The sequence below is a fragment of the Pseudomonas sp. Pseu.R1 genome (assembly GCF_045764065.1).
Classification (GTDB): Bacteria; Pseudomonadota; Gammaproteobacteria; order Pseudomonadales; family Pseudomonadaceae; genus Aquipseudomonas.
Genome location: NZ_JBJGEE020000001.1, coordinates 71194 through 87416 on the forward strand (window position 1 = coordinate 71194; position 16223 = coordinate 87416).

Annotated in this window: 10 protein-coding genes; 9 read left to right on the plus strand and 1 reads right to left on the minus strand. The window is 62.3% G+C overall.

Annotated elements, in window-relative coordinates:
* Positions 1-9 precede the first annotated feature (9 nt).
* The 6 genes from ACI5GA_RS00315 to ACI5GA_RS00340 all read left to right on the plus strand — a co-directional run bounded on the left by ACI5GA_RS00315 (position 10) and on the right by ACI5GA_RS00340 (position 7840).
* Positions 10-1284 carry an acyl-CoA dehydrogenase family protein gene (locus ACI5GA_RS00315; RefSeq protein ID WP_421421047.1) on the plus strand — a complete coding sequence of 425 codons (1275 nt, stop codon included), beginning with the start codon at positions 10-12 and terminating at the stop codon, positions 1282-1284.
* Positions 1281-2630, plus strand: coding sequence for an LLM class flavin-dependent oxidoreductase (locus ACI5GA_RS00320; protein WP_421421048.1), 1350 nt, complete (start codon positions 1281-1283; stop codon positions 2628-2630). Before ACI5GA_RS00315 ends, ACI5GA_RS00320 begins: the two co-directional genes overlap by 4 nt.
* Before the next feature lie 38 nt (positions 2631-2668).
* The gene (locus tag ACI5GA_RS00325; protein ID WP_421421050.1) at positions 2669-3721 is read left to right on the plus strand and encodes an NADP(H)-dependent aldo-keto reductase; all 1053 of its coding nucleotides are present in this window, start codon (positions 2669-2671) and stop codon (positions 3719-3721) included.
* Between the two features lie 155 nt (positions 3722-3876).
* Positions 3877-4755 (plus strand): ABC transporter permease, encoded by an 879-nt coding sequence (locus ACI5GA_RS00330; RefSeq protein ID WP_421421052.1) that lies wholly within the window; start codon positions 3877-3879, stop codon positions 4753-4755.
* Positions 4752-6410, plus strand: a complete 1659-nt coding sequence (locus tag ACI5GA_RS00335) for a dipeptide ABC transporter ATP-binding protein (protein WP_421421053.1) — start codon at positions 4752-4754, stop codon at positions 6408-6410. The genes ACI5GA_RS00330 and ACI5GA_RS00335 overlap by 4 nt, the downstream gene beginning before the upstream one ends.
* 32 nt (positions 6411-6442) lie before the next feature.
* Positions 6443-7840 (plus strand): LLM class flavin-dependent oxidoreductase, encoded by a 1398-nt coding sequence (locus ACI5GA_RS00340; protein ID WP_421421054.1) that lies wholly within the window; start codon positions 6443-6445, stop codon positions 7838-7840.
* A gap of 20 nt (positions 7841-7860) precedes the next feature.
* On the opposite strand, the gene ACI5GA_RS00345 is transcribed toward ACI5GA_RS00340, so the two are convergent.
* Positions 7861-8070 (minus strand): hypothetical protein, encoded by a 210-nt coding sequence (locus tag ACI5GA_RS00345; RefSeq protein ID WP_404637869.1) that lies wholly within the window; start codon positions 8068-8070, stop codon positions 7861-7863.
* A gap of 316 nt (positions 8071-8386) precedes the next feature.
* Between ACI5GA_RS00345 and ACI5GA_RS00350 the strand changes: the two genes are divergently transcribed.
* The 3 genes from ACI5GA_RS00350 to glgB are packed head-to-tail and all read left to right on the plus strand — an operon-like array spanning position 8387 to position 15997.
* Complete coding sequence (locus tag ACI5GA_RS00350; RefSeq protein ID WP_421421057.1) at positions 8387-10420, plus strand: alpha-1,4-glucan--maltose-1-phosphate maltosyltransferase; 2034 nt, start codon at positions 8387-8389, stop codon at positions 10418-10420.
* Positions 10421-10439: 19 nt separating this feature from the next.
* Positions 10440-13760 (plus strand): maltose alpha-D-glucosyltransferase, encoded by a 3321-nt coding sequence (gene treS / locus ACI5GA_RS00355; RefSeq protein WP_404637873.1) that lies wholly within the window; start codon positions 10440-10442, stop codon positions 13758-13760.
* A 2-nt stretch (positions 13761-13762) separates the two neighbouring features.
* Complete coding sequence (gene glgB / locus ACI5GA_RS00360; RefSeq protein ID WP_421421059.1) at positions 13763-15997, plus strand: 1,4-alpha-glucan branching protein GlgB; 2235 nt, start codon at positions 13763-13765, stop codon at positions 15995-15997.
* Positions 15998-16223: the final 226 nt, after the last annotated feature.

Genomic DNA, 16223 nt, shown 5'->3' on the forward strand with positions numbered 1-16223 from the left:
GGAAGCCCCATGAACGCCGCGATTGCCCCTGATGTGAAGTTTGAAGACCTGCAACGGCGCTTTGCCGATGTGTTTGCCCGGATCGCTGACACCGCCGTGCCCCGCGAGCAGCAGCGTGAATTGGCCTTCGAAGCCGTGCAGTGGCTGCGCGACGCCGGTTTCGGTGCCTTGCGTGTTCCGCAGGCGTTGGGCGGGTTGGGCGCCAGCCTGCCGCAGTTGTTTGAGTTGCTGATCGCGCTGGGCGAAGCAGACTCCAACCTGCCGCAGATCGTGCGGGCGCACTTCGGGTTCGTCGAGGGGCGCCTGTCCAGCCGGGAAGCGGACTCCCAGCAATACTGGTTGAGCAAAGCCGCCAGCGGAGAGCTGTGGGGCGCGGCCATGGCGGAGCGCACCGACACCACGCGCAATTCGGTGACCCTCACAGCGGTCGAGCCGGGCAACCTCGCTGCAGGCTGGCGGCTCAATGGCGAAAAGTATTACTGCACCGGCACCCTGTACGCCGACTGGATCGCGGCGGTGGCGCTGGATGGCGATGACTTCGTCAGCCTTGCGGTGCCGACCGACGCCCCCGGCGTCACGGTGGAAGACGACTGGGACGGTTTCGGCCAGCGTCTGACCGGCAGCGGCACCACGCGCTTCAAGGACGTCCACGTACCGGACGCACACCTCGTGCGGCGTTTCAAAAAGGACGAGTTGCGCGCCGAATCCTACCTGTCGGCGTTCTATCAGCTATTTCACCTGGCAACCCTGACCGGCATCGCCAACGCGGTGCTGCGTGACGCGACGGCGTTCGTCAAAGGGCGCACCCGCGCCTTCGGCGTTCCGGGCCAGTCCAGCCCCAAGGATGACCCACTGGTGCAGCGCGTGATCGGGCGGTTGTCGAGCCTGGCCTATTCGGCGCGCACCCAGGTCCTGGCCGTGGCTCAGGTGCTGCAAGACGTGTACGAAGCGGAGCAGGGTGGCTACGCCATCGAGGCGCATTACACCGAAGCGGAGATCCGCGCCTATCAGGCCCAGCAGATCGTGCTGGAGCAGGTGCTGGAAGCCACCACCTTGCTGTTCGAGGTGGGCGGTGCGTCGGCCACCAGTGAAAGCCGACGCTTTGACCGCCACTGGCGCAATGCGCGCACGTTGGCTTCGCACAACCCGGCGATCTTCCGCGAGCGGGCGCTGGGCAACTTCTACCTCAACGACATCACCCCCAACGCGGCGTGGCGTGCCCTGCAAGCGGCAGATGCCGAACAGCAGGGCAGCGGCGCCCGTGACGAAGCGAGCGCAGTATGAGCACAGCGACCCAAAACATCCGGGCCGGGCAGATGAGCCTGGGCATGAACATCCTCGGCTTTGGCGCGCATTCCGGTGCGTGGCGCAGCGCCGAAGTGGCGGCCAACGCCTATCTGGACGTCGATTACTACCGCAATATTGCGCGGATTTCCGAGCGTGGCTGCCTCGATGCGATCTTTCTCGCCGACGGCCCGGCGCTGGCCGGTGACGTGTCGAAGCAGCCTGCGGGGCGACTGGAGCCGACGGTGCTGTTGACCGCTGTGGCACTGGCGACTCAACGCATCGGTGTGATTGCCACAGCGTCCAGCACCTACAACGACCCGTTCAACATCGCCCGGCGCTTCGCATCGCTGGATCACCTCAGTGGCGGCCGTGCGGCGTGGAATGTGGTGACCAACGCCGGGGACGCTGCGGCGCAGAACTTCGGTCTTGCGGGGGCGCCGCTGCACGTGGACCGCTACGCGCGGGCTGACGAATTCATCGATGTGGCGTTGAAGCTCTGGGACAGTTGGGAGGATGACGCAATCATCGGCGACGCCAAGGCAGGCCGTTTCGCCGACCCGAAAAAAGTCCACGCCATCGACTTCGTCGGCCAGCATTTTTCGGTGAAAGGCCCGCTGAACGTGCCGCGTTCGCCGCAAGGGCGGCCGGTGCTGGTGCAGGCCGGTTCGTCCGAAGGCGGCAAGGCGTTAGGCTCGCGCTATGCCGATGCGATCTTCACCACCCAGACCACGCTAGAGGACGGGCAACTGTTCTACCGCGAAATGAAGGAACGTGCGGCGGGCTGGGGCCGTAACCCTGAACACCTGAAGATCATGCCGGGGCTGTCGACGGTCATCGGCAGCACCGAGGCGGAAGCCCATGCCCGTTTCGACGCGCTCAATGCCTGGCACGGCGAGCACGGTTTGCTGGAGCAGGTCGCCGGGCGCATTGGCATCCCGGCCAGTGAACTGGACCCGGATGCGCCCTTGCCGTGGTCACGCATCGGGGCCGTGGCGGACTTCGAACGGGGTTCCCAAGGTTTTCTCGAAGCCCAGTTGAATCTGGCGCGACGGGAAAACCTGAGCATTCGCCAACTGTCACGCCGGATTCTGGTGGGCCACCGGCTGCTGGTCGGCACCCCCGAACAGGTCGCCGAGACCCTGACGCACTGGTTCCTGGCCCACGCTGCCGACGGCTTCAACATCATGCCGGACATGTTTCCGTCTGGCGTCGAGGTGTTCGTCGACGAAGTGGTGCCATTGCTGCAACAGCGCGGCGTGTTCCGCCACGAATACACCGGCAGCACCTTGCGTGAGCACCTGGGCCTGCCATTTCCGACCAACCAATACGCGCAGCGGGCCTGATCCGCGACGCCAGCTTTTTTCACGACAAAGGATCTACCATGCGTTATCGCAAACTGGGCAACAGCGGCATCGACGTCAGCGTGCTGGGGCTGGGCACCATGACCTGGGGCCACCAGAACACCGAAGCTGACGCCCATCAGCAGATCGATCTGGCGCTGGCCGATGGCGTCAACCTGATCGACACCGCCGAGATGTACCCCACACCCACCAAGGCCGAAACCTGGCGCACCACCGAGCGTTTCATCGGCACCTGGCTGGCAAAGACGGGCCGTCGGGCCGAGGTGGTGCTGGCCAGCAAAATCGCCGGTCCTGCTCGTGATCCCAGTGGTCAGGCGCACATTCGTGACGGGCTGAGCCGTCATGACCGACGCAACATCGTCGAAGCGCTGGACGGCAGTCTGGCCCGGCTGAAAACCGATTACCTGGACCTGTATCAACTGCATTGGCCGGACCGCAAAACCAACATTTTCGGCCAGCGCGAATACCCGTATCAGGACGACACGGGCAGTGTGGCTATCGAAGAAACCCTTTCGGTGCTGGCCGATCAGGTCAAGGCAGGCAAGGTTCGGCACATCGGTGTGTCCAACGAAACGCCTTGGGGGGTGGCCGAGTTTTTGAAGCAGAGCGAGCGTCTGGGGCTGCCGCGCATCGTCAGCATTCAGAACCCCTACAGCCTGCTCAATCGCCTGTACGAAGGCGGATTGTCGGAGTTCAGCCATCGGGAAGGCGTTGGCCTGCTGGCGTATTCGCCACTGGCGTTCGGGGCGCTGACCGGGAAATACCTCAATGGCGCACGCCCCGAAGGTTCGCGGCTGTCGGCGGTGTATCGCACCTTCAACCGCTACGACAGCCCCTCGGCACAGGAAGCGATTGCCGGGTACGTGGCCATCGCCCAACAGCACGGCCTGACCCCGGCGCAACTGGCGCTGGCGTTTCTCATCGAAAAGCCCTTCGTGGCCAGTGCTCTGACCGGCCAGACCACCCTGGCGCAATTGCGCGACAACCTGAGCGCGCTGGACGTGAGCCTGAATGACGAGATCAGGGCACAGGTGCAGGCGGTGCATCAGCGGGTGCCGAACCCGGCGCCTTGATCCAGCTGACCTCAAGCTCCGTGGCAAGGGGCTCGGTGGGAGTGCTTGATGCGCGACAGCGTGTCGTCTGAGCGCCGGATGCCCCCTGCAACGCAAATCCATGGGGGAATGAATCACGGATCGGCATCGCTGCTTATTGGAAACGGAGGTTTTTGATGTCTCAAGCGATTGAACCGCTCATCATCGGCCCGGCCATCGGCACGGGTGGCAGCAAGGCACTGAGGTTTGGCCATTTGCGCCCCGGCCTGTGGGCGGCGGGCGTTTTTGTGTTGCTTTTGTTGGTGGCCTCCCTGTTTCCGCATCGGCTGGCCCCTTACGACCCGCTGGATGCGACGGCTCGTCTGGCGTTCCAGCCGCCCAACCTGACGCACTGGCTGGGCACCGACGAAAACGGTCGCGATGTGCTCAGCCGATTGATCTACGGCGTGCGCTCGTCGCTGTTCATGGGCCTGGCCGCCACCGCGTTGGGCCTGGCCTGGGGCACGCTGCTGGGGCTGATTTCCGGCCTTGGTCCGCGCTGGCTGGACGCCGGGATCATGCGCGGTGTCGATGTGTTGCTGGCGTTCCCTGACCTGTTGCTGGCGTTGGTGATCATCACCTTCTTCGGGCAGGGCACCGCCAACCTGATTCTCGCCGTGGGCATTGCGGGCGTGCCCCGGTATGCGCGACTGGTCAGGGCGCAGACCCTGAACGTGCGCAACGCCGGTTACGTCGAAGCGGCAGTCACCCTGGGGCATTCGCACGGGGCGGTGGTGCTGCGGCACATCCTGCCCAATGCCATCAAACCGGTGCTGATTCTGGCCACCATCGGCATCGGTGGCACCATCACCGCAGGCGCGGCCTTGAGCTTTCTGGGCTTTGGCGCACCGCCTCCAGCGCCGGAATGGGGCGGGATGATGGCCATCGGGCGCAGCTTTCTCGCCAACGCACCGTGGCTGGTGGCCTGGCCCGCGTTGGGCATCACCTTGACCGTTATATCCATCAGTGCCATCGGCCGTGAACTGTTGCGGCGCAGCGAAGGAAAACCCCTATGAATGCCACTGTCCAGACCCTCGGCCCGTTGGTCGAAATCCGCGATTTGACCGTGCGTTTCGGTCAGGCCGAACCGGTGTTGCAGGGCGTCAGTCTGCACATCAACCGGGGCGAATGCCTGGCCCTGGTGGGCGAGTCCGGTTCCGGCAAAAGCGTGACGGCGCGCACGCTCGCGGGCCTGACCGGCAAGGGCGCGCAGATTCAAGCGGCCAAGCTGGCGTTTCAAGGCATCGACCTGCGGCGTCTCAGTGAGCGCCACTGGCAACGCTTGCGCGGCGCCAGCATCGGTTTTGTCATGCAGGACGCCTTGGGCGCACTGGACCCGCTGCGCCGGGTCGGCGCGGAAGTCGAAGAGCCCCTGCATTTGCACACCACGCTGGGCGCAGAGGCCCGTCGCTTGCGGGTGCTGGAGCTGCTGCGTGATGTCGGTATTCCCGATCCCGAATGGCGTGCCGGGCAATACCCCTGGCAGTTATCGGGTGGCTTGCGCCAACGAGCCCTGATCGCCTCGGCCATCGCCTGCAATCCCCGGCTGATCATCGCCGATGAACCCACCACCGCGCTGGATGCCACGGTACAAGCCCAGGTCATCGCGCTGCTGGAAAGCCTGCGCGGTGAGGACAACGCATTGTTGATGGTCAGCCACGACCTGTCCGTGGTGTCGCGTCTGGCTGATCGCGTGGCCGTCATGCATCACGGTGTCATCGTCGAGCAGGGCACCACCGAACAGGTGCTGCATGACCCGCAACATCCCTACACCCAGTCCCTGCTACGGGCGGCCAGAGCGGTGCATTTTCAGCCCGAGCGGCGGCTGTTGACGGCGGTGGAAGCGGAACCTGAGCCGCAAGGCGACGTGTTGCTGGAAGCCCGTGAACTGAGCAAGTCGTTCAATGGGCCGGACGGTTCGCGGCGTACGGTGCTGAAAAAGGCCTCGCTGCAATTGCGTCGCGGCGAAACGCTGGGCGTGGTGGGGGAGTCCGGCTCGGGCAAAACCACCCTGACGCGGCTGGTGCTCGGTCTGGACACACCCGATGCCGGCGAGGTGTGGATCGCCGGACAACAGTGGTCGGCCCTCGACGCCCGGCAGAGGCGCCAGGCACGCAAGGCCGTTCAAGTGGTGTTCCAAGACCCGCTGAACTCTTTTGACCCGCGTTACACCGTGCAACGGGTGCTGTTCGAAGCGCTTTCGGTCGCCGGATTGCCCCGTCGTGAATGGCGCAGCCGAGCGCAGCAATTGCTGGCGTTGGTGCGTTTGAAGGACAGCGTGCTGTTTCGTCGCCCCATTGAGCTGTCGGGCGGTCAGCGCCAACGCATTGCGATTGCCCGCGCCTTGGCGTCAGAGCCTGAAGTGCTCATCTGCGACGAACCGGTGTCCGCGCTGGACGTCTCGGTGCAGGCTCAGATTCTCGAATTGCTCGACGACCTCAAGCACCGTCTGGGGTTGGCGTGCCTGTTCATTTCCCATGATCTGGGGGTGATCAATCATGTCAGTGACCGGGTGCTGGTGATGAAGGATGGCGAGGTGGTGGAGTCCGGGACGGTGAGGGCGGTTTTCGACCGTCCGGTGCATGCCTACACCCGCGCACTGATCGCCGCCATTCCGACGCTGGAAGCCGAGCGCGGCCCCGCTGTGTTTTATCTGCAAGTGGCCATCTGAGCCTGTGACCGATCTGCGAAGGAGTGCCTGCCGTGCCCAAGCCATTGCACGTCAACCTGTTTGAAATGAACTGCGTCAGCCACATCGTGCACGGCCTCTGGGTGCACCCGGAAAACAACCGCCATCGCTTCAATGATCTGGACTATTGGACGGAGCTGGCGCAGTTGCTGGAATACGGCACCTTCGATGGGGTGTTTCTGGCGGACGTCATCGGTACTTACGACACCTATCGTGACGGGCCGGACACCGCGCTGCGCGAAGGCATGCAGATCCCCAGCAACGACCCGCTGCTGGTCATTCCGGCGATGGCTGCCGTCACGAAAAACCTGGGGTTCGGTGCAACCTTTTCCACGACCTATGAGCCGCCGTTTGCCTTTGCCCGGCGCATGAGCACACTGGATCACCTGACCAAAGGCCGAGTGGGCTGGAACATCGTCACGTCCTACCTGCCCAACGCGGCACGCAATTTTGGCCATGACACTGAAGTGGTTCACGACCATCGCTATGAGATCGCCGATGAGTATCTGGACGTGCTGTACAAACTGTGGGAAGGCTCGTGGGACGACGATGCGGTGATTCAGGACCGCGAGCGCCGGGTGTACACCGATCCGGCGAAAGTGCGCTACATCGATCATGTTGGCGAGCACTTCAAGGTCGCCGGACCGCACTTGTGCCAGCCTTCGAGACAGCGCACCCCGGTGCTGTTCCAGGCCACTGGCTCACCGGCCGGAATCGAGTTCGCCGGGCGCCACGCCGAGGTGGTATTCACCGGTGGTCCCGATACCGCAGCCGTGCGTGACAACATTCAGGCGATGCGCCAGAAAGCGATCGAACATGGGCGCGATCCGGCAGGGCTGAAGTTCATTGTCATGGCCGGGGTGATCGTCGGACGCACCGATGAAGAGGTCAGCCGCAAGCTGGACAGCTATCGCAAGTTGATGAGCGTCGAAGCTTCACTGGCCCACGCGCGGTTCGAGGTCGATTTGACGGCTTATCCGCGGGATCTGCTGATCAGCGAACTGATAGAACGGCGGGTCAAGGGCTGGCAGAGTCTGGCGCGTTTCAAACCGGGGGCGACGGTAGGGACGGTGTTGGCGCAACTGGAAGGCTTCAACCGAGAACGGTTCTTCGTGGCGGGTACGCCCAGCGTGGTCGCCGACGAAATCGAGAAGTGGCTCGACGTGGACGGCATCGACGGCATCAACCTGCGTCAGTACTTGTCGTTCGAAACGGCGCGGGACTTCATCGAGCTGGTGATTCCGGAGCTGCGCCGTCGTGGTCGTTTTCGGGAGTCCTACCGAGACGGCGAGACCCTGCGTGAACGGCTGTTCGGCGCGGGCCAGTCGCGCCTGCCCGCCGACCACTTCGGCGCCCGCTACCGTGACCCCGCTGCGTTACGGCAACCCGCGAATCCGTTGCGGTTTTCCTGAGCGCCAGACGGCTGATCTGATCAGGGTTGGCTGGGTGCACTGTTTCTGTTCACCGCTCCTTGCCGCGCGCCCGCCAGCACCGCTGGCGGCTCCTGACTGGGCGGATCACCCTTGGGTGGTTCAATGACCGGCGGCATGGTCGGTGGCGGCGGCTCTTCAGCCGGTGGCACCGGCAGTTTCGGGTCATCGATGTTCGGATCGGGCGTTTCTGCGGGAATCGGAATGTTCATTGCTTCACCTTCCTCCAGCGCTGTGTGAGCCAAGGGAGCGGCACCTTTACACCGCACCCGCAGGCTTCGACAGTGCTCGGCCTTGAATGATTCAGCGCAATTTTGCAGCGCTTTTTCTGTCGGCGACTAAGCTGGCATCGGATCGATTTTTTGCTGCACAAGCTCTTTGAACTTTTCCCCAAGACAGGCGTTCGGAACCTATGCGGCCACGTCGGGATGGGTTTAGTCCGGTGGCCTTCCTCTTTTTATAGGGACACGATGCGAATGAATGGACTCTCAATAAGGAGCGTCCTTGGGGCGTGAGGAGTGATGCTCGATGAATGTGACTGCTGATCAGCCATACGGCCCGGATTCCCTGGCCACTGATGTACCGCACCCAACCCGGCCTTTACCCCTGACCCAAGCCCTGCAACTGCCGCGTATCGTCATTGAAGACACGCAGCCTGTGATCGAGTCCGGCCAATTGGCAGCCAAGGCCATCACCGGCCAGTCCGTGACCGTGACGAGCAAGGTGTTCGCCGACGGTCACGACAAGTTGGCCGTGCGCATTTGTTATCGCGCCGCCGACGAGCAGGCGTGGCACAGCGCGCCGATGCGCGATCTGGGCAACGACAGCTGGATCGGCGAGTTCACCCCTACCTCGGTCAGCCGCTACGTGTTTCGCCTCGAAGCGTGGATCGACCAATACGCCAGTTATCGCTATGAGCTGGAGAAAAAGTATTCCGCCGGTGTGGCCATCGGTCTGGAGCTGGAGGAAGGGCGGTTGCACCTGGTGCATGCGTCCGAGCGCAGCCAGGGCGGGTTGCGCAGAGAAATCGACGCCGTGCTCAAACGGTTGGGCGAAAACCCGGAACATGAAGCTCAGGTGGCGTTGCTGCTGAGCAAAGAAACCGCCGCGATCATGGCCAAGGCCGACAACCGTGCGTTTCTCAGCCGCAGCCTGGAATTCCCGCTGGATGTCGAACGCGAGCTGGCCCAGTTCGCCAGTTGGTACGAGTTGTTTCCGCGCTCGATCACCGACGACAAGCACCGCCACGGCACCTTCAACGACGTGCACAGCCGTTTGCCGATGATCCGCGACATGGGCTTTGACGTGCTGTATTTTCCGCCGATTCATCCCATTGGCCGCGCTCATCGCAAGGGCCCCAACAACTCGCTGACAGCCGGTCCCGATGATCCGGGCAGCCCGTACGCCATCGGCAGCGCGGAGGGCGGCCATGAGGCCATACACCCGCAACTGGGCACGCGGGAAGATTTCCGCAATTTGGTGAAAGCCGCCGCCGAGCACGGGTTGGAAATCGCCCTCGACTTCGCGATTCAGTGCTCTCAGGACCACCTCTGGCTCAAGCAGCATCCGGGCTGGTTCTCTTGGCGTCCGGACGGCACCATTCGTTACGCGGAAAACCCGCCGAAGAAATATCAGGACATCGTCAACGTCGATTTCTACGCACCCGACGCCATCCCCAGCCTGTGGCTGGAGCTGCGCGACATCGTGGTGGGCTGGGTCGAGGAGGGCGTGAAGATTTTCCGCGTCGACAACCCCCACACCAAGCCGCTGCCGTTCTGGCAATGGCTGATCGCTGATGTGCGCGCCAAGCATCCCGACGTGATGTTCCTCGCCGAAGCCTTCACCAAACCGGCGATGATGGCCCGGCTGGGCAAGGTCGGTTACTCCCAGAGCTACACCTATTTCACCTGGCGCAACACCAAGGCCGAGTTGAGCGAGTATTTTTCCCAGCTCAACCAGTCGCCATGGCGCGAATGCTACCGGCCGAACTTCTTCGTCAACACGCCGGACATCAACCCGTATTTTCTGCATGACTCAGGACGCGCGGGCTTTTTGATCCGGGCGGCGCTGGCGACCATGGGGTCTGGCTTGTGGGGCATGTATTCGGGCTTCGAACTGTGCGAATCAGCCCCTGTGCCCGGCAAAGAGGAATACCTGGATTCCGAGAAATACGAGATCCGGCCTCGGGATTACACGACCCCCGGCAATATCATTGCCGAGATCGCCCAGCTCAATCGCATTCGTCGGCAAAACCCGGCGTTGCAAACCCACTTGGGCCTGCGCATCTATAACGCCTGGAACGACAACATCCTGTATTTCGGCAAGCGCAGCGCCGACGGCAGTAACTTCGTATTGGTGGCCGTCAGCCTTGATCCGCATAACGCTCAAGAGGCGCACTTCGAACTGCCGCTTTGGGAGATGGGCTTGGCGGACGATGCCGCCACGCTGGGCGAAGACCTGATGACCGGGCACTCCTGGACCTGGTACGGGAAAACCCAGTGGATGCGCATCGATCCGGCGTATCAACCGTTCGGCATCTGGCGAATCAAGGCCGCCCATTAATCATTCGAAGGATGGCGTCATGGCGAAAAAGAACCGGAACGCTGCGTTTATCGACGATCCGCTTTGGTACAAGGATGCGGTGATTTATCAGGTTCATGTGAAGTCGTATTTCGACTCCAACGACGATGGCATCGGAGATTTCCCGGGGCTGATCGCCAAGCTCGACTACATCGCCGAACTGGGGGTCAACACCATCTGGCTGCTGCCGTTCTACCCCTCGCCACGGCGGGACGATGGCTACGACATCTCCGATTACCGGGGCGTGCACAGCGACTATGGCAACATGGCCGATGCGAAGAAGTTCATCGCCGAGGCCCATAAGCGCGGACTGCGGGTGATCACTGAGTTGGTCATCAACCATACCTCCGATCAGCACCCGTGGTTCCAGCGTGCGAGGCACGCGAAGAAAGGCTCCAAGGCGAGGGACTTCTATGTCTGGTCCGATGACGACCAGAAGTACGATGGCACGCGAATCATTTTTCTCGACACCGAAAAGTCCAACTGGACCTGGGACCCGGTCGCTGGCCAGTACTTCTGGCATCGCTTCTATTCACATCAACCGGATTTGAACTTCGATAACCCCCAGGTCATGAAGGCGGTGCTGGAAGTCATGCGCTACTGGCTGGACATGGGCATCGATGGCCTGCGCCTGGACGCGATCCCGTACCTCATGGAGCGTGAAGGCACCAACAACGAGAATTTGCAGGAAACCCACGACGTCCTGAAGAAAATCCGCGCCGAAATCGACGCCAATTACCCTGATCGCATGCTGCTGGCCGAGGCCAATCAATGGCCGGAAGACACCCAATTGTATTTCGGTGATCGCAAGGGCAAGGACGGCGACGAATGTCACATGGCTTTTCACTTCCCTCTGATGCCGCGCATGTACATGGCCGTGGCTCAGGAGGACCGCTTCCCGATCACCGACATCCTGCGCCAGACCCCTGAAATTCCGGAAAACTGCCAATGGGCGATTTTCCTGCGCAACCACGACGAGCTGACCCTGGAAATGGTCACCGACCGTGAGCGCGACTATTTGTGGAACTACTACGCCTCCGACCGCCGCGCCCGGATCAACCTGGGCATCCGCCGACGTCTGGCCCCCTTGCTGGAAAGGGACCGCCGACGCGTCGAGCTCCTCAACAGCATGTTGTTGTCCATGCCAGGTACGCCGACTCTGTATTACGGCGACGAAATCGGCATGGGTGACAATATTTACCTCGGCGACCGCGACGGCGTGCGCACGCCCATGCAGTGGTCGATCGACCGTAACGGCGGCTTTTCCCGCGCCAACCCGGCCAGTCTGGTGTTGCCACCGATCATGGACCCGCTGTACGGCTACCAGTCGGTCAACGTCGAAGCGCAGGACCACGACCCGCACTCGCTGCTGAACTGGACCCGGCGCATGCTCGCCGTGCGCAAGCAGCAGAAGGCGTTCGGCCGGGGCACACTGAAAATGCTTTCGCCGAGCAACCGCCGGATTCTGGCGTACACCCGTGAATACACGGCACCGGACGGCAAAACCGAAATCATCCTGTGCGTGGCCAACGTGTCGTCGGCCTCTCAGGCTGCCGAACTTGAGCTGTCTCACTATGCCGGTACGGTGCCGGTGGAGATGCTCGGCGGCAGTGCCTTCCCACCCATTGGCCAGCTCAATTACCTGCTGACGTTGCCGCCGTATGGCTTCTACTGGTTCTTGCTGGCTGCGGAGAATCAAATGCCCAGTTGGCATGTAGAACCGGCCGAAAGCATGCCGGACTTTCCGACGCTGGTGCTCAAGCAGCGGATGGAAGAGCTGCTCGACGCACCGCTGCGCCAGACCATGGAACAGACGTCGCTCTCGGTGTACTTGCCCAAACGGCGCTGGTTCGCAGGCAAGGGCACGGCCATCGACCACGTGCACATAGATTACGGTGTGCGCTTTGGTAGCAAAGAACGGCCTGTGTTGCTTAGCGAGATTGAAGTCACGGCGGGCGGTGAAGTTGCACGCTACCAGATGCCGTTCGGTTTTCTCGCCGAAGACGATTTCAGCAGCGCGTTGCCACAGCAACTGGCTTTGGCCCGCGTACGTCGTGGGCGTCAGGTAGGGTTGATTACTGACGCCTTCACCCTCGAACCCTTCATCCGTGCGGTGATCAAGGGCATGCAGGAGGGCACGACGCTGTCCACCGCGTCGGGTGAACTGCGCTTCCAGCAGACTTCCAAACTGGCCGCGCTGGGGCTGAACGACGCATCCGAAGTGCGCTACCTGTCCGCTGAACAGTCCAACAGTTCGGTGGTGGTGGGCGGCGCGCTGGTGCTGAAAATGATCCGCCGGGTGGCCGCGGGCACGCACCCGGAACTGGAAATGGGCGCTTACCTCACTGAAGCCGGTTACGCGCACATCTCGCCGCTGCTGGGCGCTGTGGTACGCGTGGATCAACAGGGCGAGAGCAACCTGCTAATGATCGCTCAGGGCTACCTGAGCAATCAGGGCGATGCTTGGGAATGGACGCAGAACAATCTGGAACGGGCTGTGCGGGACGAGATGGCCCATGGTCAGTCAGAGGTTGAAAAACACGCTAACGCCCTGCTGGAGCTCAAGGATTTCGCCGCCTTGCTGGGTCAGCGACTGGGCGAAATGCACGTGGTGCTGAGCGCGCCGACCGACAACCCGGACTTCAAAACCGAAGTCACCAGCGTCAAGGATAGCCAGGCCTCGGCGAAAAGCGTCTCGGCGCAAATCGAGCGCGCGCTGGACTTGCTCGAACAGCATCGCGATTCGCTGGAACCCGTTGATCAGCAACTGGTCAGTGAACTGTTGAGCAAGCGCAAGCCGTTGCTGGCGCAGGTGCAGACACTGGCTAAGCAATCGGTCGGCGGCCTGCGGATGCGTGTCCACGGCGACTTGCACCTGGGGCAGATGCTGGTGGTGAAGGGTGACGCTTATCTAATTGACTTTGAAGGCGAACCGGCCCGGCCATTGCAGGAAAGACGGGCCAAATACAGCCCGTTCAAGGATGTCAGCGGCGTGTTGCGATCTTTCGACTACGCTGCCGCCATGGCCGTGCGAAATGCGCACAGCGCCGACACTTCGGAGCAGGCCGCTGCGGCGCGTCGGCATGTGGCCGAAACGTATTTGTTGCAAGCGCGGGAGGCGTTTCTGGGGGCCTATAAACAAGCCACCGTCGACGTTGCCCATGTGTTTAAAGATGCCCGGGGAGAAGCTGCCGCACTGGCGTTGTTCACCCTGGAAAAAGCCGCATATGAAGTGGCCTACGAGGCCGAGAATCGGCCGACCTGGTTGTCGGTCCCGCTTCAAGGTCTGCGCGGGCTGTTGAACCTGTCTGATGGAGAGTGAACATGAGTGCGTCTGACCAATTCGGCACGGGCAACCAGGGGTGGTTGCCGTCGGCCGGCGATATGGACGCGTTGATCCGCGCCGAACACCGCGACCCGTTCTCCATGCTGGGGCCACACAGCGATGGCAAGGAGGGGCAGGTGATCCGCGCCTATCTGCCCAATGCGCTGGGCGTGCGGGTGTTGTCACGGGATGGCCAGCGGGACCTGGGTGAGCTGAGCATGAGTGACAAGCCAGGCTTCTTCACCGGGCACTTCCCGGTGCGTGAACCCTACCTGCTGAAAATCAACTGGGCCACGGGTGAGCAGATCACTGAAGACCCTTACAGCTTTGGCGAGCAGTTGGGCGAGATGGACTTGTACCTGTTCGCCGAAGGCAATCATCGTGACCTGAGCAGTGCATTGGGCGCGCAGGTAAAGAACGTTGATGGCGTCGACGGGGTGCGCTTTTCGGTCTGGGCGCCGAATGCACGCCGCGTGTCGGTGGTGGGGGATTTCAACAGTTGGGACGGGCGCCGCCACCCGATGCGCCTGCGCCACCCGACCGGTGTCTGGGAAATTTTCATCCCGCGCATCGGGCCGGGTGAAACCTACAAATACGAAATTCTCGGCCAACACGGCATCTTGCCCCTCAAGGCCGATCCCATGGCCCTGGCCACCGCATTGCCGCCGGACACCGCTTCCAAAGTCGCCGCACCGTTGAGTTTCGACTGGCAAGATCATGACTGGATGCAGGCCCGTGGCGAGAATCAGGACGTTCATAAACCGCTGTCCGTGTACGAACTCCACGCCGGGTCCTGGAAATGGCACCACGGCGGCGAGGATGAACCGGACCGTCCGTTCAACTGGACCGAACTGGCCAACGAACTGATCCCCTACATCAAAGGGCTGGGTTTCACCCACATCGAACTGATGCCGATCATGGAGCACCCGTTCGGCGGTTCCTGGGGTTATCAGTTGCTGTCGCAATTCGCCCCCAGCGCCCGTTACGGCACCGCCGAGCAGTTTGCCGGCTTCGTCGACGCCTGCCACCGGGCCGACATCGGCGTGATCCTCGACTGGGTGCCCGCCCATTTCCCGACCGACGCACACGGCCTGGCGCAATTCGACGGCACCGCGCTGTACGAATACGGCAACCCGCAAGAGGGCTTCCATCAGGACTGGGACACGCTGATCTACAACCTGGGCCGCACCGAAGTGCATGGCTTCATGATCGCGTCAGGGCTGCATTGGTTGAAGCACTTCCACATCGACGGCTTGCGGGTCGATGCGGTGGCCTCGATGCTGTATCGCGATTATTCACGCAAGGCCGGGGAGTGGGTGCCGAACCGTTACGGCGGGCGAGAAAACCTTGAAGCGATCGATTTTCTGCGCCATCTCAATGACGTGGTCGGGCTGGAAGCGCCGGGTGCACTGGTCATCGCCGAAGAGTCCACGGCCTGGCCGGGCGTAACGCAATCCACGCAGCAAGGCGGGCTGGGTTTCTCATACAAATGGAACATGGGCTGGATGCATGACTCGCTGCACTACATCCAGCAAGACCCGATCCATCGACAGCATCACCACAATGAGCTGAGTTTCGGGCTGGTGTATGCCTGGTCGGAGCGTTTCATCCTGCCGATTTCTCACGACGAAGTGGTGCACGGCAAGCGTTCGTTGATCGACAAGATGCCCGGCGACCGCTGGCAGAAATTCGCCAACCTGCGGGCCTATCTGGCATTTATGTGGACCCACCCGGGCAAGAAACTGTTGTTCATGGGCTGCGAGTTCGGCCAGTGGCGCGAGTGGAACCACGACACCGAACTGGACTGGCATTTCCTCCAGTACGAGGACCACAAAGGCGTGCACACGCTGGTGGGGGACTTGAACCGGCTGTACCGCTCGGAAAAGGCCCTGCATGAACAGGACTGCCAGCCGCAGGGCTTTCAGTGGGTGATTGGTGACGACGCCGGAAACAGCGTTTATGCCTATTTGCGCTGGAGCAAGGAGGGCGAGCCGCTGCTGGTGGTGGCCAACCTGACGCCCGTGCCGCGCCACGGCTATCGCGTCGGCGTGCCGTTCAGTGGCAAATGGGCGGAATTGCTCAACACCGACGCCGGTGTGTACGCCGGGTCAAACGTGGGCAATGGCGGGGCGGTGCTGACCGATGAGGTGAAGAGCCATGGCCAGGCGGTGTCGCTGGCGTTGGATTTGCCGCCGTTGGCGGTGGTGATTCTGAAGCCGGTGGGGGATCAGTAGCCGGTCAACTTCTTTCGCGGATGATGATGTTGCTTTTTTGTGGGAGCCGGCTTGCTGGCGAAAGCGTCTGGTCAGATGTCACTGTGTTGTCTGACACGCCGCTTTCGCCAGCAAGCCGGCTCCCACATTTTCAGCGCTGATCGTTCCCACGCTCCGCGTGGGAATACCGCTCAGGACGTTGCGCGTCCAGTGACGCGCAGCGTCACACAACGCATCACCACGCGGA

What these genes read in the sequence shown, in the direction of transcription:
- ACI5GA_RS00315 (WP_421421047.1), top strand. Translation starts at nt 10, where the DNA reads ATGAACGCCGCGATTGCCCCTGATGTGAAGTTTGAAGACCTGCAACGG.
- ACI5GA_RS00320 (WP_421421048.1), top strand. Translation starts at nt 1,281, where the DNA reads ATGAGCACAGCGACCCAAAACATCCGGGCCGGGCAGATGAGCCTGGGC.
- ACI5GA_RS00325 (WP_421421050.1), top strand. Translation starts at nt 2,669, where the DNA reads ATGCGTTATCGCAAACTGGGCAACAGCGGCATCGACGTCAGCGTGCTG.
- ACI5GA_RS00330 (WP_421421052.1), top strand. Translation starts at nt 3,877, where the DNA reads ATGTCTCAAGCGATTGAACCGCTCATCATCGGCCCGGCCATCGGCACG.
- ACI5GA_RS00335 (WP_421421053.1), top strand. Translation starts at nt 4,752, where the DNA reads ATGAATGCCACTGTCCAGACCCTCGGCCCGTTGGTCGAAATCCGCGAT.
- ACI5GA_RS00345 (WP_404637869.1), bottom strand. Translation starts at nt 8,070, where the DNA reads ATGAACATTCCGATTCCCGCAGAAACGCCCGATCCGAACATCGATGAC.
- ACI5GA_RS00350 (WP_421421057.1), top strand. Translation starts at nt 8,387, where the DNA reads ATGAATGTGACTGCTGATCAGCCATACGGCCCGGATTCCCTGGCCACT.
- treS (WP_404637873.1), top strand. Translation starts at nt 10,440, where the DNA reads ATGGCGAAAAAGAACCGGAACGCTGCGTTTATCGACGATCCGCTTTGG.
- glgB (WP_421421059.1), top strand. Translation starts at nt 13,763, where the DNA reads ATGAGTGCGTCTGACCAATTCGGCACGGGCAACCAGGGGTGGTTGCCG.